This is a genomic window from Curvibacter cyanobacteriorum (genome assembly GCF_028649475.1).
Classification (GTDB): Bacteria; Pseudomonadota; Gammaproteobacteria; order Burkholderiales; family Burkholderiaceae_C; genus Curvibacter; species Curvibacter cyanobacteriorum.
In genome coordinates, this window is the sequence record NZ_JAQSIP010000004.1 from 291067 (window position 1) to 311366 (window position 20300).

16 protein-coding genes are annotated in these 20300 nt (G+C 65.0%); 5 read left to right on the forward strand and 11 right to left on the reverse strand.

Going from position 1 to position 20300, the window contains the following annotated elements:
* Positions 1-398 precede the first annotated feature (398 nt).
* From PSQ40_RS10890 to zwf, 9 genes are all read right to left on the reverse strand, one after another.
* Positions 399-1418 (reverse strand): ABC transporter ATP-binding protein, encoded by a 1020-nt coding sequence (locus tag PSQ40_RS10890; protein WP_273951456.1) that lies wholly within the window; start codon positions 1416-1418, stop codon positions 399-401.
* The gene (locus PSQ40_RS10895) at positions 1415-2398 is read right to left on the reverse strand and encodes an ABC transporter ATP-binding protein (protein ID WP_273951457.1); all 984 of its coding nucleotides are present in this window, start codon (positions 2396-2398) and stop codon (positions 1415-1417) included. The genes PSQ40_RS10890 and PSQ40_RS10895 overlap by 4 nt, the downstream gene beginning before the upstream one ends.
* A 19-nt stretch (positions 2399-2417) precedes the next feature.
* Positions 2418-3329 carry an ABC transporter permease gene (locus PSQ40_RS10900; protein ID WP_273951459.1) on the reverse strand — a complete coding sequence of 304 codons (912 nt, stop codon included), beginning with the start codon at positions 3327-3329 and terminating at the stop codon, positions 2418-2420.
* Positions 3330-3393: 64 nt separating this feature from the next.
* Positions 3394-4974 carry an ABC transporter substrate-binding protein gene (locus PSQ40_RS10905; protein WP_273951460.1) on the reverse strand — a complete coding sequence of 527 codons (1581 nt, stop codon included), beginning with the start codon at positions 4972-4974 and terminating at the stop codon, positions 3394-3396.
* Between the two features lie 35 nt (positions 4975-5009).
* Positions 5010-6251, reverse strand: a complete 1242-nt coding sequence (locus PSQ40_RS10910) for a M20 aminoacylase family protein (protein WP_273951461.1) — start codon at positions 6249-6251, stop codon at positions 5010-5012.
* Position 6252: 1 nt separating this feature from the next.
* Positions 6253-7233 (reverse strand): ABC transporter permease, encoded by a 981-nt coding sequence (locus PSQ40_RS10915; protein WP_273951463.1) that lies wholly within the window; start codon positions 7231-7233, stop codon positions 6253-6255.
* Between the two features lie 249 nt (positions 7234-7482).
* Positions 7483-8349, reverse strand: coding sequence for a DUF3047 domain-containing protein (locus PSQ40_RS10920; protein WP_273951465.1), 867 nt, complete (start codon positions 8347-8349; stop codon positions 7483-7485).
* Positions 8350-8399: 50 nt separating this feature from the next.
* Entirely contained in the window at positions 8400-9245 is an 846-nt protein-coding gene (locus PSQ40_RS10925; protein ID WP_273951467.1) for a MurR/RpiR family transcriptional regulator, read from the reverse strand.
* Between the two features lie 44 nt (positions 9246-9289).
* Complete coding sequence (gene zwf, locus PSQ40_RS10930; protein WP_273951468.1) at positions 9290-10795, reverse strand: glucose-6-phosphate dehydrogenase; 1506 nt, start codon at positions 10793-10795, stop codon at positions 9290-9292.
* 147 nt (positions 10796-10942) lie between these two features.
* Between zwf and tal the strand changes: the two genes are divergently transcribed.
* Positions 10943-11890 carry a transaldolase gene (gene tal, locus PSQ40_RS10935; RefSeq protein WP_273951469.1) on the forward strand — a complete coding sequence of 316 codons (948 nt, stop codon included), beginning with the start codon at positions 10943-10945 and terminating at the stop codon, positions 11888-11890.
* Between the two features lie 82 nt (positions 11891-11972).
* Positions 11973-13568: a glucose-6-phosphate isomerase gene (gene pgi / locus PSQ40_RS10940; protein WP_273951471.1), complete on the forward strand. Its 1596-nt coding sequence runs from the start codon at positions 11973-11975 to the stop codon at positions 13566-13568.
* Between the two features lie 132 nt (positions 13569-13700).
* Here pgi and groL read toward each other — a convergent pair whose 3' ends face one another.
* Positions 13701-15341, reverse strand: coding sequence for a chaperonin GroEL (groL, locus tag PSQ40_RS10945; protein WP_273951472.1), 1641 nt, complete (start codon positions 15339-15341; stop codon positions 13701-13703).
* 52 nt (positions 15342-15393) lie between these two features.
* Positions 15394-15684, reverse strand: coding sequence for a co-chaperone GroES (gene groES, locus PSQ40_RS10950; RefSeq protein WP_273951474.1), 291 nt, complete (start codon positions 15682-15684; stop codon positions 15394-15396).
* Positions 15685-16561: 877 nt separating this feature from the next.
* Here groES and PSQ40_RS10955 point away from each other — a divergent pair.
* The 3 genes from PSQ40_RS10955 (at position 16562) to PSQ40_RS10965 (ending at position 20300) form a co-directional block, all read left to right on the forward strand.
* A complete protein-coding gene (locus tag PSQ40_RS10955; RefSeq protein WP_273951476.1) occupies positions 16562-17653 on the forward strand; it encodes a hydrogenase small subunit in 1092 nt (363 codons plus the stop codon).
* A gap of 25 nt (positions 17654-17678) precedes the next feature.
* Positions 17679-19538 (forward strand): nickel-dependent hydrogenase large subunit, encoded by a 1860-nt coding sequence (locus PSQ40_RS10960; RefSeq protein WP_273951478.1) that lies wholly within the window; start codon positions 17679-17681, stop codon positions 19536-19538.
* Positions 19539-19697: 159 nt separating this feature from the next.
* Positions 19698-20300, forward strand: a complete 603-nt coding sequence (locus tag PSQ40_RS10965) for a HupE/UreJ family protein (RefSeq protein ID WP_273951480.1) — start codon at positions 19698-19700, stop codon at positions 20298-20300.

The following is a 20300-nucleotide window of genomic DNA, read 5'->3' on the forward strand; positions in this document are numbered from 1 at the left end:
TGCGACCACTTGGGCCGCTGGGCCACTTCGGCCATTTCAGCCCACCGTCATTGCCCTGCGCCTCGGGGCCTGTGACGGCCCGCAGACATCAGCCGCTGGCCCCGAGCGGCCTGACTGTCCGGTGAAGAGGCACGGTGGCTGGTCGGTAGGGGGGGGGCGCTGGGGCCTAAATCAAACCCTGTAGAACAGGGCTTGGTGGTCGTTTCTGCGCAGGGCTGCGAGGCAGGTCTTGCCTCGGCGGGCAGATCACTTTGTCACTCCGCGTGTCACTCTGCGTTTCATACCGCGTGTCACACGCCTGGGGCGGCCCGGCTCACGCGGCCTGGCCCCTTGGTGCTGCGCGGTATCCCTGGGCCAAGGCGGCCTTGGAGGCTGCGCAGTTGACCCGGTTGGGGGTGTCAGATCCGCTGTTCTTGCACCGCGTGGCAGGCCACCCACTGGCCTTCGCCCACGGCATTGAGGGCTGGACGCTCCGTCTTGCAGCGTTCGTTGGCATGGGGGCAGCGCGGGTGGAAGGTGCAGCCGCCGGGTGGGTTCAGGGGGTTGGGCACTTCGCCTTGCACGGGGGTGCGGGCCCGGCCGGTTTGGCGCATCTCGGGGATGGCGTCCAGCAGCATGCGGGTGTAGGGGTGCTTGGGGGCTGCAAACAGGGTGTTCTTGTCCGCGCGCTCCACCAGGCGACCCAGGTACATCACACCCACTTCATCGCTGACGTGGCGCACCACCGCGAGGTTGTGCGAGATGAACAGGTAGGTCAGACCGCGCTCGCGCTGCAGGTCTTTCATGATGTTGAGCACCTGGGCCTGCACGCTGACGTCCAGGGCCGAGGTGGGTTCATCGCAGACCAGGAACTCGGGTTCGGTGGCCAGGGCACGCGCGATCGAGATGCGCTGGCGCTGTCCTCCCGAGAACTGGTGGGGGTACTTGGGCATGTCCAGCGGGCTCAGACCCACCGACTTCAGCAAGGCGCCCACGCGTTCGCGCAGTTCAGCCTTGTCGGTGATCAGCCCATGCTCGCGCAACGGTTCGCCAATGATGTCCTCCACGATCCAGCGCGGGTTCAGGCTCGCGTAGGGGTCCTGGAAAATCATCTGGATGCGGCGGCGCAGCGCGCGGCCTTGGGGCTTTTTGAACTCGGCGTGGGCGTCCTGGCCGTCAAAGGTCAGGTGACCGCGCGTGGGCTCGTACAGGCCCACCAGCAGACGGGCCACGGTGCTTTTGCCACAGCCCGACTCCCCCACCAGGGCCAGCGTGCGGCCCTTGCGGATGTCAAAGCTGACGCCGTCCACGGCGTTCAGGGTTTGGCGGGGCTTGCCCTCGAGCACGCGGTTGAGCCAGGGGGCGGAGACGTCAAAGGTCTTGGCCAGGTCGTGGGCCTGGACGAGGGGGGCGTCTTGGGGCGTCATGGGGGTGCTCATGCGGTGGCTTCGGTGCGGGGCTGGCCGTCGTGCAGCCAGCAGGCGGACAGGGTCTGTCCGGTGGTCATCAGTTCGGGCCGGTCGCGGCGGCAGCGGTCATGGGCTTGGGGGCAGCGTGGGTTGAAGGCACAACCGGTCGGGATGGCATTCAGGCGGGGCATGGCGCCATCGATCTGATTGAGCCGTTCGCGGTCCAGCGCCATGTCGGGGATGGAGGCCATCAACCCGGCGGTGTAGGGGTGATTGGGGTGGTTGATGACCTCGTGCACCGGGCCCATTTCGACGATGCGGCCAGCGTACATCACGGCCACGCGGTCGCAGGTTTCGGCGATCACGCCCATGTCGTGGGTGATCAGCATCACGGCGGCGCCGCGTTCGTGGCAGATGGTCTTCAACAGGGTGATGATCTGGGCCTGGATCGACACGTCGAGCGCCGTGGTGGGCTCATCGGCGACGATCAGTTGCGGCTGGGCGGCCAGCGCCAGGGCAATCACCACGCGTTGGCGCATGCCGCCGCTGAACTGGTGCGGGTAGTGGTCAACCCGCTGTTCGGCGGCCGGGATGCCGGTGTCCTTGAGCAGGTCGATGGCCCGGGCGCGGGCATCGGCCTGGCTCAGCGGCAGGTGGGCCTGGATGGTTTCGATCAGTTGCTGGCCCACGGTGTAGAGCGGGTTCAGCGAGGTCAGCGGGTCCTGGAAGATGGCGCCAATGCGGCGCCCGCGGATGCTGCGCATCTGCTCGAAATTGAGCTGGTCGATGCGTTGACCCTGCAACACGATCTCGCCCGAGGCGATGCGCCCCGGGGGTTCCAGCAGGCCGATGATCGAGGCGCCGGTCAGGGACTTGCCTGCACCGGATTCGCCGACCACCCCCAGGATTTCACCTGGTGCGATCTGAAACGAAATGCCATCCAGGGCACGCAGCGTGCCGCGGCGGCCGGGAAACTCGACCACCAGATTGTTGACTTCTAAAAGACTCATTCCATGTCACCTTGCTGTCTTAACGCAGGCGCGGGTTCAGGGCATCGCGCAGCCAGTCGCCCAGCAGGTTCACGCTCAGGGCGATCAACACCAGCATCAGGCCGGGGAAGACGGTGATCCACCACTCGCCGGAGAACAGGTAGTCGTTGCCGACGCGGATCAGGGTGCCCAGGGAGGGCGATGTGGGCGGTGCCCCAACCCCCAGGAAGGACAGCGTCGCTTCGGTGATGATGGCGGTGGCGACCTGGATGGTGGCCAACACCAGCACCGGGCCCAGCACATTGGGCATCACATGGCGCACCATGATGCGCCACGGCGACACGCCGGTCACCCGGGCGGCCTGCACGTATTCCTTGTTGCGTTCGACCAGGGTCGAGCCGCGCACGGTGCGCGCGTACTGCACCCAGCCGGTGAGCGAAATGGAGATGATCAGCACGCCAAAGGCGAGTGATTCATGGGCGTTCGGGAACAAGGCCCGGCCTACGCCGGCGATCAGCAGCGCGATCAGGATCGGGGGAAATGACAGCATGACGTCGCACAGGCGCATCAGCACCGCGTCGATCCAGCCCCCCCGGAAGCCCGAGATCAGGCCCAGGGTGACCCCCACCAGCATGGACAGCAACACCGACGCCAAGCCGACCACCAGCGAGATGCGGGCGCCATACATCACGGCCGACAGGATGTCGCGGCCCTGGTCATCGGTGCCCAGCAGGTACTTGCGGGAGCCCAGCTCGGTCCAGGCTGGCGGCAGCCGGGCATCGCTGAGTTCCAGGGCGCTGAGGTCGAAGGGGTTGTGCGGCGCTACCCAGCCCGCAAACGCGGCGCAGAAGATGCAGACAAAGGCGATCAAGGCCGCCAGCATGGCCACCGGGGAGGTCCGGAAGCTGTAGCCGACGTCGCTGTCAAGCCAGCGGGCCAGTGGATTTTTCATGGTCACAAAAGAGAAGGGCCGGACCTGGTTTCAGGCCCGGCGGGAGGCATGGGCACGCGGCCAATTACTTGGTGATGCTCATCCACTTGAAGGGCATGGAGTTGTCGGCCAGCTGCACCAGCTGCACCTTCTTGCTCACGCCCCAGGCCAGCGATTGCTGGTGCAGCGGGATGTGGCCGATGTCGGCGGCGTGCAGTTCAAAGGCTTCGCGGATCATGCCGTTGCGTTTGGTCTTGTCGGTCTCCGCCTGGACCTTCTTGGTCAGCTCGTCGACCTTCGGGTTGCAGTAGGAACCCAGGTTGAACTGGCCGGCCCCCTTGTCGTCCACGCAGGCCATCAAGGCATTCAGGGCGTTGTGTGCGTCGTAGGTCGACGGCGTCCAGCCCAGCATGTAGAAGCCCGTGTCGCGGCGCAGGATCTTCGGGAAGTAGGTGCCCTTGGTCTCGGCCTGCAGGTTGATCTTGACGTTGATGCGGGCCAAGTTGGCGGCCACCGCCTGACAGATGCGGGCGTCGTTCACATAACGGTCGTTGGGGCAGTTCATGGCCACTTCAAAACCGTTCGGGTAGCCCGCGTCGGCCAGCAGCTTCTTGGCGGCTTCGACGTCGTAGGGCAGGCGTTTCATGTCGGCCTGGAAGCCATTGATGCCGGGGCCCACCAGCAGGGCCGACGGGTTGGACGCGCCGCGCATGACGGTCTTCTTGATGCCTTCGATGTCGATGGCCTGGTAGAAGGCCTGACGCACGCGCTTGTCCTTGAAGGGGTTCTTGCCCTTGACGCTGGAGTACAGCAGCTCGTCACGCTTCTGGTCCATGCCCAGGAAGATGGTGCGCAGTTCCGGGCCGGTGATGGCGCGGGTGTTCGGGTTGCTGTTGACGCGCTCGATGTCTTGCACCGGCACGGGCTCCATCACGTCGATCTCACCCGACAGCAGGGCAGCCACGCGGGTCGCATCGTTGCCGATCGGGGTGTAGATCACGTCCGTGGCATTGCTCTCGATCTTGCCCCAGTAGTTGCCATTGCGCGTGAAGGCGGTGCGCACGTTCGGCTGGCGTTCACGCAGGCGCCACGGGCCTGTGCCGTTGGCGCGGAACGAGGCGGCGTTCTCGATGCCCTTGCGGCGGTCCACCGGGCCGGTGGCCTGGTTGGTCTCACACCACTTCTTGCTCATCATGTAGACCAGCGATACCACGTCGGGCAGGATGGGGAAGGGGGTCTTGGTTTCGATCTCGACAGTGTGGTCGTTGATCTTGCGCACTTCCTTGAAGTCGTTGGTGTAGCTCTTCATGTCCGAGCCGTCGACTTGCGTGCGGGCAAAAGAAAACACCACGTCGTCGGCCGTGAACGGGGTGCCATCGTGGAACTGCACGCCTTTGCGCAGCTCAAAACGCCACACCGTGGGCGAGGTCTGCTTCCAGGAGGTGGCCAGCATCGGGGCCAGGCTCAGGTCCTTGTTGCGGCCCACCAGCGGCTCGTAGACGTTGCCCGTCACGCTGAGTTGCAGCGACTCGTTGAGCGAGTGGGGGTCCATGGACAAGGCATCACCCTGGTTGGCCACGCGGATGGTGACGGTCTGCGCGGCAACGCCGCTGGCACCCAGCGCCAGTGCGGCGGCCAGGGACAGGACTTGGAGGTTGAATTTCATGGAAGGCTCCTCGGATAAAGACAAAGACTGAAACCTCAGTCGGCTTGGCGGGGTTCGAGTGGCAGACCCTGCTCGATCAGCCCGGCGTGCAGCGCCGAGCCCAAGGGCAGGATGTCGTCATTGAAGTCGTAGCGGTTGTTGTGCAGGTAAGCGCTGCTGTGTTGCGTGCCTTGGCCGATGCGCATGTAGGCGCCCGGTTTGACTTGCAGCATGAAGGAGAAGTCTTCGGCGCCCATGCTCGGTTCGAGGTCGCGCACCACGCGGTCCTTGCCCACCAGGTGCTGGGCCACGTCGCCGGCAAAGCGGGCTTCGGCCGAGGTGTTGATGGTGGCCGGGTAGATGCGCTCGTAGTTCACTTTGGCCGTGGCACCGAAGCCCAGCGCGATCGCACTGCACAGCTCGTTGAGGCGGCGTTCCACCAGGTCTTGCACTTCGGGGTTGAAGGTGCGCACCGTGCCCACCAGCGTGGCAGAACCCGGGATCACGCTCATGGCGCCGAGGTCGCCCGCCTGCATGGCGCAGATGCTGATGGCCGCGCTGTCGATGCCGCGCACATTGCGCGAGACGATGCTTTGCAAGGCCGTGATGATGTGGGCCGACACCAACACCGGGTCGATCGTCTGGTAGGCGTGGGCCCCGTGGCCACCCCGGCCGGTGATTTCGATGGTGACGCGGTCGGCTGCCGCCATCATGGGGCCGGGGTTGATGCCGATCATGCCCGGCGCCATGCCAGGCCAGTTGTGCATGCCGTACACCGACTCGACCGGGAAGCGATCGAACAGGCCGTCGTTGATCATGGCCTTGGCGCCCGCGTGGCCTTCTTCGCCGGGCTGGAAGATCAGCACGGCGCTGCCGTTGAAGCGCCGCGTTTCGGCCAGGTAGCGGGCTGCACCTATCAGCATGGCGGTGTGGCCGTCGTGGCCGCAGCCGTGCATCAGGCCGTTTTTGGTCGAGCGCCAGGCGAAATCATTGTGCTCGGCCATGGGCAGGGCGTCCATGTCGGCGCGCAGGCCGATGAGGCGGCCGCTGTCGCGACGTTGGCCGTGGATCACCGCCACCAAACCGGTCTTGCCCAGGCCTTCGTGGACCTCGTCAACGCCACACAGCTTGAGCGCTTCGCGCACCCGGCCCCCGGTGTAGACCTCTTCAAAGCCCAGTTCGGGGTGGGCATGGAGGTCGCGCCGGAAGGCGGTCAGTTCCGGGTGAAAGCGCGCAATGTGCTCGAAGGCGCGGCCCGTGGCGCGCAGGCGCACCGGGGTGTTCTGGTCACCGTACATCTCAGTGCCCCCCCGACTTGCCCGTGCGCAGGCGCGGGTCCACCACAAAGTACAGCAGGTCCACCACCAGGTTGATGACCACGAAGATCAGCGCAATCAGGCACAGGTAAGCGGCCATCACCGGGATGTCGGCAAAGGTCACGGCCTGGATGAACAGCAGGCCCATGCCCGGCCACTGGAACACGGTCTCGGTGATGATCGAGAACGCGATCAGCGAACCCAGTTGCAGGCCGGTGATGGTGATCACCGGCACCAGGGTGTTCTTGAGGGCGTGGCCAAAGTGGATGGCCCGGTTGGACAGGCCGCGGGCGCGCGCAAACTTGATGTAGTCGGTGCGCAGCACCTCGAGCATTTCGGCGCGCACCAGGCGCATGATCAGGGTCAGCTGGAAGATGGCCAGGGTGATGGCGGGCAGCACGATGTGGTGCCAGCCGTCGGCCCGCAGCAGGCCGGTGCTCCACCAGCCGATCTGCACCACCTCGCCGCGACCAAAGCTGGGGAACCAGCCCAGGCCCACCGAGAAACCCAGGATCAGCAAGATGCCGATCAGGAAGGTGGGCAGGGACACCCCAAGCAGGGACACGGTCATCAGCAACTGGCTGCCAAAGCTGCCGCGGCGCAGGGCCGCGTACACGCCCATCGGCACGCCGATCAGCAGGGCCAGCAGGGCGGCCACCAGGGCCAGTTCGAGGGTGGCGGGGAAGCGCTCGCCAATCAGGCGCGACACCTTGGCCCCTTGGCGCAGGCTGAGGCCGAACTCGCCTTGCGCGGCATTGAGCAGGAAGTGCCAGAACTGCACCACAAACGATTGATCCAGCCCCAGCGCTGTGCGCAATTCACGAATCTGCTCGGGGGTCGCGTCCTGGCCCAGCAAGAAGACCACGGGATCGCCCACGAACTGGAACAGCATGAAGGCAATCAGGGCCACGGTGATCATCACCAGCACCGCCTGGGCCAGCCGACGCAAAATAAAAGCGAACATCAGTGTGTGTGAATGCTATGCATACAAGAAGTAACTCAGTCGATGCTAGCAGAGCAATTCCTGTGCCGGTACAGGGAATCTCATAGCCTGCAAGGGAATTTGACACGCCTCTGATCTGGTGTAGAAAAAGATGGAGTGTTCCCTGAATGAAGGGGGGCAAGCGGGGCGCCCTGGGGGACAAATACCACCGCTCCGCAGTCACCGAGGTGACTGTGAACGGTGAAGGAGAGCCCCTTTGGCGGTTGAGATTCAGCGTGCGGTGCCGCTGCCCACGCTGCGCAGGGTCACGGGGCCGTACCAGGCCTGGCTTTGCGACTGGGTGTTGTCGGTGTCGGTCATGATGGCGATGCCAATCAGCGCCCCGGGCGGCTCGCCGTAACAGCGTTCGTAGTCGGCCCGGATGTCACGTTCGTAACTCAGCCACTGGCCCAGTCGGCTGGGGCCGGACTCCAGCACGATCTTGCGGATGCGGTCGGTGCGGGGACTGGGCAGCACGGTGTCGCGCGGCAGGCTGTTGCTCCAGACATACATGATGGTCGCGTAGGGCATTTCCTCGCCGGTCAGTGCGCGGGCCAATTCGGACATCATCGCGTTGCGCGTCGACAGTTTGCTGCGGTCGCCATCAAAGGCCAGCAGCACGCGCACCGGTGAGTCGTCCATGTCGCGGCGCGTCATATCGGCGTCCGAGATCAAGGCCGGTACCTTCCAGGAAAACTGCAACTGGCCCAAGCGTTCAGGCGGAACACGCAGCACTTGGCGGAACAGGCTGGCGGAGGCGTCGGCCTGGGCCAGCAGGGTGTCACGGCCATCGAGTCGCTGGTAGCTGAACACGGTCAGCGACTTGCCCGGAAAGCGGTGCGCCTGCCAGGTGGCGGCGGGCTCGCCGATGGGCTGCGAAGCGCGGGTCCAGGGGCTGGTCTCGGTGGCGACTTGAGGGGCGCTGGCCTCCGGGGTCTGGGTCGGGGACGTGCCGCAGGCGCTCAGGCCCAGCACGCAGGCCAGGCCCCAGGCGGCGCGCCAGTGCAGGGCCGGGCGAGCAAAAGCCTGGCACCGCGGCGCGGGGGCGGTCGCAGAGAAAGGTGGGGAGGCGGGCTGCACCACGTCGAAGCTCCACAAGACTGAGGGTGTTGTCAGATGGCGCAGTGTAGTGGCCCGTGCGTCAAACTTCACGCATAACGCTTGTTGCGCAAGTTGTTTTTCATCTCCTTGAGCAGGGGCTGCAAGGGGCTGCCAATGCGCAACGCGACGCAGGTGGCCACCACGTCGATGATCATCAGGTGCAGCAGGCGCGACACCATGGGGCTGTAGCGGTCATAGCCCTCGGGGTGGTCGGCGGCCAGGTGGATGTGGCCTGCCGAGGCCAGCGGCGAGCCGCTGGCGGTCAGCACGATGGTGGTGGCGCCGTTCTTGCGCGCGATGTCGGCGGCATCCATCAGGTCGCGCGTGCGGCCCGAGTTGGAGATGATCACCACGCAGTCGCCCGGCCCCAGCAGCGACGCGCTCATCACCTGCATGTGGCCGTCGCTGTAGGCGATCGAGGTGATGCCCAGTCGAAAGAACTTGTGCTGTGCATCCTGGGCCACGATGCCCGAGTTGCCCACACCAAAGAACTCGATGCGGCGGCCGGTTTTGTAGGTCGCCGCGATGGCCTCGGCGGCGCGCTCCAGGGCCGTGGTGCTGGCGTCGTTGCGGTACTTCAGAAAAGCCGCCACCGTGTTGTCGATCACCTTCACCAGCACGTCGCTGGTCTTGTCGTCGGCGTCCACGCTGCGGTGGATGAACGGTACGCCCTCGCTGACACTGCCCGCGAGCTTGAGCTTGAAGTCCGACAAACCGTCGTAACCCATGCTGCGGCAAAAGCGCACCACAGTCGGCTTGCTGACGTGGGCGCGGTAAGACAGCTCGCTGACCGGCAGGTTGGCAAAGGCCCGGGGGTCACTGAGCACCAGTTGGGCCACGCGTTGTTCGGCCGGGGCCAGCGAAGACATGGAGGCTTTGATGCGGTCGAGCATGGCAGGCTTTCGAGGGGCGTTGGGCAAAGGGAGGGCAGGCGGGGTCAGGCTTCTTCGGACCAGCAGTGCCCGTCGCGCGCAATCATCGCACTGGCCGCGCTGGGGCCCCAGGTGCCCGCGGCGTAAGGGCGCGGCGGCATCTGGCCGGCTTGCCAGTGTTCGAGGATGGGTTGCACCCATTGCCAGGCTTCTTCCTGTTCGTCGCTGCGCACGAACAGGTTCAGGCGACCGTCGATGACGTCCAGCAGCAGGCGCTCATAGGCACCCACGCGTTCGCTGCCGAAGCGTTTGTCGAAGTCGAGGTCGAGCTGCACAGGCGCCAGGGTCTGGGTGATGTTGGACCCGCTGGGCGCCGCCACACGCTGGGCCTGGCCTTCGGCCAGCAGGTGCAGTTCCAGCCCGTCGCGCGGTTGCAGGTTGATCACCAGCTTGTTGGCGGCCCCGATCGGCGCCTTGAAGATGGGGTGGGGGGCAGGGCGGAAGTTGACCACGATGTGGGCCTCACGCGCGGCCAGGCGTTTGCCGGTGCGGATGTAGAAGGGCACGCCGGCCCAGCGCCAGTTCTCGATCTCGGTGCGCAGGGCCACGTAGGTTTCGGTGCCGCTGCCCGCGGGCACGCCGGCTTCTTGCAGGTAGCCGGGCACGGATTTCCCGCTGCGGTTGCCCGCGCTGTACTGGCCGCGCACCACGTGCTGGGCCAGGGTTTCGGGGGTCCAGGCCTTGAGCGAGCGCAGCACCTTGAGTTTTTCGTCGCGGATGGCATCGGCGTGCGAGTTGATGGGCGGTTCCATCGCGATCGCGCACAGCAGTTGCAGGGCATGGTTTTGCACCATGTCGCGCAGCGCGCCGGTGCTGTCGTAAAACTGCCCGCGCTTTTCAACCCCCAGGTCCTCGGCGATGGTGATCTGGATGTTGGCGATGGTTTCGCGGCGCCACAGCGGCTCGAACAAGGCGTTGCCAAAGCGCAGGGCAAACAGGTTCTGCACCGCCGGCTTGCCCAGGTAGTGGTCGATGCGGAAGATCTGGCGCTCGGCAAACGCGCGCCCCACCGCGGCATTGATGGCCCGGTTGGAGGGCAGGTCGTGGCCCAGCGGCTTTTCGAGCACGATGCGGGTGCGGGGGGTGTTCAGGCCGGCCGCGGCGAGTTGCTCGACCACGGTGGTGAACAGGGCCGGTGCGGTGGCCACATACATCACGACCGTGGCGGCTTCGCGCTGCGCCAGGCTCTGGGCCAGGGCCTGGTAGTCCTCGGGCTTGGACAGGTCCATGCGCACGTAGTGCAACATCGCTGCAAAACGCGAAAACTCAGTCGGGCTGGGCTGTTTTGAGCCATCAACGTCGCGAAAACGCGACTCGATCAAACTTCGGTACTGCTCATCGCTCAGGGCGTCACGCGCCACGCCTATGATGCGTCCACCTTCTGGCAAAGTGCCGTGTCGGAAGGCCTGAAACAACGCAGGCATCAGCTTGCGCCAGGCCAGATCGCCGGTGCCGCCGAACAAGATGAGATCGAAGCCCGCAGGCTTCACAATGTCTGTGGTGCTTTGCATGGCTGGGTAATGTAACTTGGTTTCCAGTAAATTCAAAAAATCAGTCGTTTCAAGGCTTTGTTGAAACGATTTCATTGTGAATTATCTGTAATCGAGTTACCATTTTGGCTGCGTGGGCATGAACCAACCCCTTACTTTCGAGACCGCATGAACCAACTCGACGCACTCCGGCAGTACACCACCGTGGTGGCTGATACCGGCGATTTCAAGCAACTGGGCGCATTCCGTCCGCAAGACGCCACCACCAACCCGTCGCTGATCCTCAAGGCGGTGCAAAAGCCCGAGTACCAGCCGCTGCTGGCGCAGACGGTGGCGCAGTACCGTGACCGTCCGCTGGACGAGGTCATGGACCGCCTGCTGGTGGCCTTTGGCCGCGAGATCCTGTCCTTGATTCCAGGCCGGGTCTCCACCGAGGTCGATGCCCGCCTGAGCTTTGACACCGCCGCCACCGTGGCCCGGGCCCAGCGCCTGATCGCGCTGTACCAAGCCGAAGGCCTGCCCACCGACCGCGTGCTGATCAAGATCGCTGCCACCTGGGAGGGCATTCAGGCCGCTGCCGAGCTGGAGCGCCAGGGCATCCACACCAACCTGACCTTGTTGTTCTCTTTCGCCCAGGCCGTGGCCTGCGGTCAGGCCCAGGTGAAGCTGATCTCGCCCTTCGTGGGGCGCATCTACGACTGGTACAAAAAGTCGGCCGGTGCCGCTTGGGACGAGGCGGCGCGCAGCGGCGTCAACGACCCCGGGGTGCAGTCGGTGACCCAGATCTACCAGTACTACAAGCGCTTTGGCATCGCCACCGAGGTGATGGGGGCCAGCTTCCGCAACGTGGGGCAGATCACGGCCCTGGCCGGTTGTGACCTGCTGACCATCGCGCCCGAGCTGCTGGCTCAACTGGCGGCCAACGAGGCGCCGTTGGCGCAGGTGCTCAACGCCGAGGCCGCCGCGCGCCTGGACCTGGCGCCCGTTCAACACGACGAGGCGGGCTTCCGCTACGCGCTCAACGAGGACGCTATGGCCACCGAGAAGCTGGCCGAAGGCATCCGTGCCTTTGCCGCCGACGCCGTCAAGCTTGAAAAGCTGATGCAGGCGCTTTGAGCGCATCCCGGGGCCCGCGTGCCCCTGGCGCCGCGACTTGGGGTCGCGGCCCCGACCCCGATCCGATCTTTGCAAGGACCGTATGACTCAGCGCCTTCGCTGCGATGAAACCCCCGCCTGGACCGCTTTGCAAGCGCACTACGAACAAGTCGGCCGCCACTTTGATGTGCGTGCTGATTTCGAGCACAACCCAGACCGTTTCGCGCAGTTCAGCCAGCAAGCCCCCCATGTGTTTGCTGACCTGTCCAAGAACCGCATCGACGCGCAGGCCGAAGCCCTGCTGTTGCAACTGGCCGAACAATGTGGCCTGGTCGAGCACCGCGACGCGATGTTTGCGGGCGGCTGCATCAACAGCACCGAGCACCGGGCCGTGATGCACTACCTGCTGCGCAACCAGGCGGTGGCCGCCACCTCCCAGGAGGCCGCTGCGCCGGTGTTGCGCGGCGCTGTGGCGGACGCCGCCATGCCCGAAGTCAATGCCACGCTGCGCGCCATGCTGGCGTTCGCCGAGGCGGTGCGGGCCGACGAGCAGATCACCGACATCGTCAACATCGGCATCGGGGGCTCGGACCTCGGCCCGCAAATGGCGGTGGTGGCCTTGCAGGCCTATGCGATCCCGGGCAAGCGCTTCCACTTTGTCTCCAATGTGGACGGCGACGAGTTGGGGGAGGTGCTGACGCAGATCCGCCCGCACAGCACCTTGTTCCTGGTGGCCTCCAAGACCTTCACCACGCGCGAGACCATGACCAACGCGCACAGTGCGCGCCAGTGGTTTCTGGACCAGGCCGGGCCGGGGGCGGACCTGGGGCGTCACTTTGCAGCCCTCACCACCAACCTCGAGGCGGCCCAGGCCTTTGGCATCCGCACCACCTTTGGGTTCCGTGACTGGGTCGGGGGGCGCTACTCGATGTGGTCGGCGATCGGCCTGCCGCTCGCGATTGCGATTGGCGAGGCGGGTTTTCGAGCGCTGTTGGGCGGCGCCCACGCCATGGACCAACACTTTCTGACCGCACCGCTGGCGAAGAACCTGCCGGTGCGGCTGGGCCTGCTCGATGTCTGGTACCGCAACTTCCACGGCTTCAGCAGCCGCAGCGTGGCGCCCTACCACCACGGCCTGCGTCGCCTGCCGGCCTACCTGCAGCAACTGGAGATGGAGAGCAATGGCAAGCGCGTCGACGTGCATGGCCGTGCGCTGAGCTACAGCACCTCCCCGGTGGTCTGGGGTGAGCCCGGCACCAATGGGCAGCATGCGTTCTTCCAGATGATCCACCAGGGCACGGACATCGTGCCGGTCGAGTTCATTGCCGTGCGTGAGCCGGCGCATGACATGCCGGGGCACCATGCGCAGTTGGTGGCCAATGCCTTGGCCCAGGCCCAGGCCCTGCTGCAGGGTCGCAGCGATGCGGGTGGCCACCGTCACTTCCCGGGCAACCGCCCGAGCAGCTTCTTTGTGATGGAGCGCATGGAGCCCGTCACGCTGGGCGCCTTGATCGCCCTGTACGAGCACCGCGTGTTCGTCAGCGGCTCGATCTGGGGCATCAACAGCTTTGACCAGTGGGGGGTGGAGTTGGGCAAGCAATTGGCCCAGGACATCCAGCCCCGTCTGGCCACCGGCGATGTGCACGGGCTGGACCCGTCCACCGCGGGGTTGCTGCGTCAGTTCCGTCCGCGCTTCTGAGGCCTTGAACCGCGGCGGCTTGGGCCGCCGCCCTGACCCACACCCCACAGCGCTCCCTTTCGGAGCGCCCATGAAAAAAGGGCCACATCGCTGCGGCCCTTTTGCTTTTGAGCTGGAAGGCTCAGGCAGGCATTACATGCCCATGTCGCCCATGCCGCCCATGCCGCCCGGCATGGCCGGAGCAGCGGACTCGTCCTTCGGTGCTTCGGCGACCATGGCTTCGGTCGTCAGCAGCAGCGAAGCCACGGAGGCCGCGTTTTGCAGCGCGGTGCGGGTCACCTTGGTCGGGTCCAGGATGCCCATTTCGATCATGTCGCCGTAGGTGTCGTTGGCGGCGTTGAAGCCGTAGTTGCCTTGACCATTCAGCACGGCGTTGACCACCACGCTCGGTTCGCCACCGGCGTTGTAGACGATTTCGCGCAGCGGGGCTTCGATGGCCTTCAGGATCAGCTTGATACCAGCGTCTTGATCGGCGTTGTCGCCCTTGATCTCGCCAGCAGCTTGCTTGGCGCGCAGCAGAGCCACGCCACCACCGGCCACGATGCCTTCTTCCACAGCAGCGCGGGTGGCGTGCAGGGCGTCTTCAACGCGGGCCTTCTTTTCCTTCATTTCGACTTCGGTGGCAGCACCCACCTTGATCACGGCCACGCCGCCGGCCAGCTTGGCCACGCGTTCTTGCAGCTTCTCGCGGTCGTAGTCGCTGGTGGCTTCTTCGATCTGCACGCGGATTTGCTTCACGCGGGCTTCGATGTCAGCAGCAGCGCCGGCGCCGTCGATGATGGTGGTGTTTTCCTTGCCCACTTCGATGCGCTTGGCTTGGCCCAGGTCGGCCAGGGTCACCTTCTCGAGCGACAGGCCCACTTCTTCAGCGATGACCTTGCCACCGGTCAGGATGGCGATGTCTTCCAGCATGGCCTTGCGGCGGTCGCCGAAGCCAGGGGCCTTGACGGCCACGACCTTCAGGATGCCACGGATGGTGTTGACCACCAGGGTGGCCAGGGCTTCGCCATCGACTTCTTCAGCGATGATCAGCAGCGGACGGCCCGACTTGGCCACTTGCTCCAGGGTCGGCAGCAGGTCGCGGATGTTGCTGATCTTCTTGTCGAACAGCAGCACGAACGGGTTGTCCAGCAAAGCGGCTTGCTTTTCCGGGTTGTTGATGAAGTAGGGCGACAGGTAGCCGCGGTCGAACTGCATGCCTTCAACGACGTCGAGTTCGTTGTTCAGCGACTTGCCGTCTTCCACGGTGATCACGCCTTCCTTACCGACCTTGTCCATCGCGTCAGCGATGATTTGGCCGATGGAAGCATCGCTGTTGGCCGAGATCGAGCCGACTTGAGCGATTTCCTTGGAGGTGGTGGTGGCCTTGGTGGCCTTCTTCAGCTCGGCGACCAGGGCTGCAACAGCCTTGTCGATGCCGCGCTTCAGGTCCATCGGGTTCAGGCCGGCGGCCACGTACTTGGAGCCTTCGCGGACGATGGCTTGGGCCAGCACGGTGGCGGTGGTGGTGCCGTCACCAGCGTTGTCGCTGGTCTTGGAGGCCACTTCCTTCACGAGCTGAGCGCCCATGTTTTGCAGCTTGTCCTTGAGTTCGATTTCCTTGGCCACGGACACACCGTCCTTGGTCACGGTGGGGGCGCCGAACGAGCGTTCGAGCACCACGTTGCGGCCCTTGGGGCCCAGGGTCACTTTGACTGCGTTGGCCAGGATGTTGACACCCTCGACCATGCGAGCGCGGGCTTCACCGCCGAAGACGACGTCTTTTGCTGCCATGATTAGATTTCTCCGAATTCAGTAAATGGATGGTGCAGGGAATGGAGGCGAATTACTTTTCGACGACAGCGAAAAGGTCTTCTTCCTTCATGACCAGCAGCTCGTCGCCGTTGACCTTGACGGTCTGGCCCGAGTACTTGCCGAACAGAACGCGGTCGCCGACCTTGACGGCCATGGCGCTCAGTTCACCCTTGTCGTTCTTCTTGCCAGGGCCAACGGCCAGCACTTCGCCTTGATCCGGCTTTTCGGCTGCGTTGTCGGGGATCACGATGCCCGAGGCGGTCTTGGTTTCGTTTTCCAGACGCTTGACGATCACGCGATCGTGCAGAGGACGAAGGTTCATTGCATCTCCTGATTAGCAACAAGTTTCACAATCAAAAAGCAGCCCCGGACATCGGGGTGCTTCGAAACAGCCAAGGAACCGGTGCTGTTAGCACTCAATCCCTTCGAGTGCTAATCATAAGGCCAATTGAACGGGTTTCAAGGGGGTGGGGTCGTGCGTGAGGGGGAATCGGTGCTGCGGATGCCTCCAACGCAAACTGACCCGCCCACAGCAGACCCCGCCAGGGGCTCGACTCACGGCGTCATGGCGTCAGGCGGTCTGGGGCCTCTGGAGGCCTGGCATTCACGGGGGACGGCGAACACGACGTCGCCCAGCCACACCAGTCTGTCGCGAAGCTGATGTCCCGGCCCCTGGGTGCGCTTGGTGGCAGGGCCAGGCCGGGCCCAGAAGGCGCCAAGAAGGCGTTATCTCAGGCCTGCGGTCGGCGTGGTCTGTTGCTGTCCCCTGCGACGGCTTGGTTGCCGTTGGGCGCGTGCGCAGGTCCCTGCTTGCCCTGTCGCCGCGTGCGGCTGAGGCCGCCTGCGGCGGAACGCCCAGCCAGGGGCGGCTTCGCTGCGTGGTGTCTGCCACGCCCGGTCTGCGTGCCCCTGGTTCCGCCACCCACGCGACATGGAATCTGTCCTCTCGCTTTGGTCAAGAGGGTGGCAGTGACGCTTCCAGCCCGCGGGTCCGCCGTCGGATCGGGTCGCTGAAAGTCGTCTTGCACCCCTTGCAAAACAAGGGCTTGTGAGGCCCGTCTAGGGTATTCCCGCTGAGGTGAAGTCTTGGCTCACCAATTGCTTTGAAGCCCTGCCCACATAAAAAAGCGCGTCGTTGCAAACCTCACCCGAGGGCTGGACCACGCAACGCCCACGGTAAGCACTTGGAGACAATTTCTATGGAAACCTTCTACGAGGTCATGCGCCGCAAAGGCATTTCGCGCCGCAGTTTTCTCAAATACTGCTCGCTCACAGCCACCTCGCTCGGCCTGGCACCGTCCTTCGTTCCGCAGATTGCGCACGCGATGGAGAACAAGCCACGCACCCCGGTGCTTTGGCTTCATGGCCTGGAATGCACCTGCTGCACCGAGAGCTTTATCCGCAGCGCGCACCCCTTGGCCAAGGATGTGGTGCTCTCGATGATTTCGCTCGACTATGACGACACGCTGATGGCCGCTGCCGGCCACCAGGCTGAGGCCATCCTCGAAGAGATCATGACCAAGTACAAAGGCCAGTACATCCTGGCCGTGGAAGGCAATCCGCCGCTGAACGAGGACGGCATGTTCTGCATCCAGTCCGGCAAACCCTTCGTGGAGAAACTCAAGCACGTGGCTAAGGACGCCAAGGCCATCATCGCCTGGGGCTCATGCGCCAGCTGGGGCTGCGTGCAGGCCGCCAAGCCCAACCCGACGCAGGCCACGCCGATCCACAAAGTCATCACCGACAAGCCCATCATCAAGGTGCCGGGCTGCCCCCCCATTCCCGAGGTGATGACCGGTGTGATCACCTACATGCTCACGTTCGACCGCATCCCCGAGCTGGACCGCCAGGGCCGCCCGAAGATGTTCTACAGCCAGCGCATTCACGACAAGTGCTACCGCCGCCCGCACTTCGATGCCGGCCAGTTTGTCGAGGCCTGGGACGACGAATCCGCGCGCAAAGGCTACTGCCTCTACAAGGTGGGCTGCAAGGGCCCGACCACCTACAACGCCTGCTCCACCGTGATGTGGAACGAGGGCACCAGCTTCCCCATCAAGGCCGGCCACGGCTGCATTGGCTGCTCGGAGGACGGCTTCTGGGACAAGGGCTCGTTCTACGACCGCCTGACCAACGTCCATGCCTTCGGCATCGAGGCCAACGCCGACCAGATTGGTGGCGCGGCTGCGACCGTGGTGGGGGCGGCGGTGGCCGCGCATGCCGCGATTTCGGTGGCCAAGCGTGCCCGCGACACCCGCAAGCCGGCCACGTCGGACACCCCGCCCCGCCACTGACACCACCAGAACAAGGAACAACAAAATGGGTGCTTACGAAACTCAAGGCTTTCGCATGGACAACACCGGTCGGCGCATCGTCGTCGACCCGGTGACCCGCATCGAAGGCCACATGCGCTGCGAGGTCAACCTCGACAGCAACAACGTGATCCGCAACGCGGTCTCCACCGGCACCATGTGGCGCGGGCTGGAGGTGATCCTCAAGGGGCGCGATCCGCGCGATGCCTGGGCGTTTGTGGAGCGCATCTGCGGTGTGTGCACCGGCTGCCACGCGCTCACCTCGGTGCGCGCGGTGGAAGACGCACTCAACATCAAGATTCCGCTCAACGCCCACCTCATCCGGGAGATGATGGCCAAGACGCTGCAGGTGCACGACCACGCGGTGCACTTCTATCACCTGCATGCGCTGGACTGGGTGGACGTGATCAACGCCCTGAAAGCCGACCCGAAGCGGACCAGCGAGCTGCAGCAGCTGGTGTCGCCGTCGCACCCGCTGTCCTCGCCGGGCTATTTCCGTGACGTGCAGAACCGCTTGAAGAAATTCGTCGACAGCGGCCAGCTCGGCCCGTTCGCCAACGGCTACTGGGGCAGCAAGGCCTATGTGCTGCCGCCCGAAGCCAACCTGATGGCCGTCACCCACTACCTCGAAGCGCTGGACCTGCAAAAGGAATGGGTCAAGGTGCACACCATCTTCGGCGGCAAGAACCCGCACCCCAACTACCTGGTGGGCGGTGTGCCGTGCGCGATCAACATCGACGGCAATGGCGCGGCCGGCGCCCCGATCAACATGGAGCGGCTGAACTTCGTGCAGGCCCGCATCCAGGAGATGATCGAATTCAACAACAACGTCTACATCCCCGACGTGCTGGCCATCGGCACCCTCTACAAGAACGCCGGCTGGCTCTACGGTGGCGGCCTCTCGGCCACCAATGTGGCCGACTACGGCACCTACGAGAAAGTCCCCTACGACCCCAGCACCCAGCAGCTGCCAGGTGGCGTGATCCTGAATGGCGACTGGAGCAAGATCCACGCGATCGACCCGCGCGACCCCGAGCAAGTGCAGGAGTTCGTGACGCACAGCTGGTACAAGTACGGCGATGACACCAAGGGCCTGCACCCTTGGGATGGCGTGACCGAGGCCGACTACCGCCCCGAAGGGCCGAACTTCAAGGGCACGCGCACGAAGATCGAGAACCTCGACGAATCGGCCAAATATTCCTGGATCAAGTCGCCGCGCTGGCGTGGTCACGCGGTGGAAGTGGGGCCGCTCTCGCGCTACATCCTGGGCTACGCGCACGCGCTGCAAGGCAACAAGTGGTGTCAGCGCGTCAAACAGCAGATCGACGAGTCTGCCGTGGCCATCAACAAAGCCCTCCCCAAAGCGCTTGGTCTGCCCGAGACCCAGTACGGCGCCAAACAGCTGTTGCCCACCACCATCGGTCGCACGCTGGCCCGAGCACTCGAAAGCCAGTATGCGGCCGAGATGATGATGGACGACTTCAAGCAGCTGGTCGGCAACATCAAGAACGGCGACAGCAGCACCGCCAACGTCGAGAAGTGGGACCCGAAGACCTGGCCCAAGGAAGCCAAGGGCGTGGGCACCGTGGCCGCGCCGCGCGGCATGCTGGGTCATTGGATCAAGATCAAGGACGGCAAGATCGAGAACTACCAGTGCGTGGTGCCCACCACCTGGAACGGCTCGCCACGCGATGCCAAGGGCCAGATCGGTGCCTTCGAAGCCTCTCTGATGAACACGCCCATGGTCAACCCCGAGCAGCCACTCGAAATCCTGCGCACGCTGCACAGCTTCGACCCCTGCCTGGCCTGCTCCACCCATGTGATGAGCGAAGACGGCCAGGAGATGAGCCGGGTGAAGGTGAGGTGACCCCTGCGGCGCTGAGCCCCGCCCCCTGTGGCAGGCCCATCGGGTGGCCCCTGGTGGCCCGGCAAAGCCGCCGCCGCGGGGCCTGGACGCGAAGGGCGGGCCCGCGAGGCGCGGGGGCCAACCTGGCAATGACATGAGCAGATAACGAGGAGAGCAACGATGATGAAACGCACGATGCGCGGCCTGATCGCCGCCACTTGCCTGGCCGCTGCGGCAGGCGCTGCGCAGGCCCACACGGGCCACGGCACCAGCAGCCTGTTCGACGGCCTGGTGCACCCCTTCGGCGCCGACCACCTGTTGGCCATGGTCGCCGTGGGGGTGTGGTCGGTCTCGGCATGGCCTGCGAACAAGGCTTGGCAGGGGCCCGCCACGTTCCTGCTGGCGCTCATCGCGAGCTCGGCGCTGGGCCGGCTCGGCGTGGGGGTGCCCTACCTGGAGCACGGTGTCTCGCTTTCGGTGGTGGTGTTTGGCGCCATGCTGTGGTTCGCGGGCCGCGCCACCGTGTCCCCGGCCGTGGGCCTGGGGGTGATCGCCGCTGCCGCCTCGCTGCACGGTCTGGTCCACGGCGCCGAGACACCGGAAAGCGGCTTTGCCGGGTATGCCGCCGGCTTCCTGCTCACGGCGACGGTGCTGCACCTGGGCGGTGTCGGGATCGGTCTGGCCATTCGACGCCGGCTGGCCGAGCACAAGCGCTGGGCGCTGGGCGGCCTGGGGGCGCTGTTCAGCGCCGCCGGGTTCTACCTGTTCGGTCAGCTCGCCTGA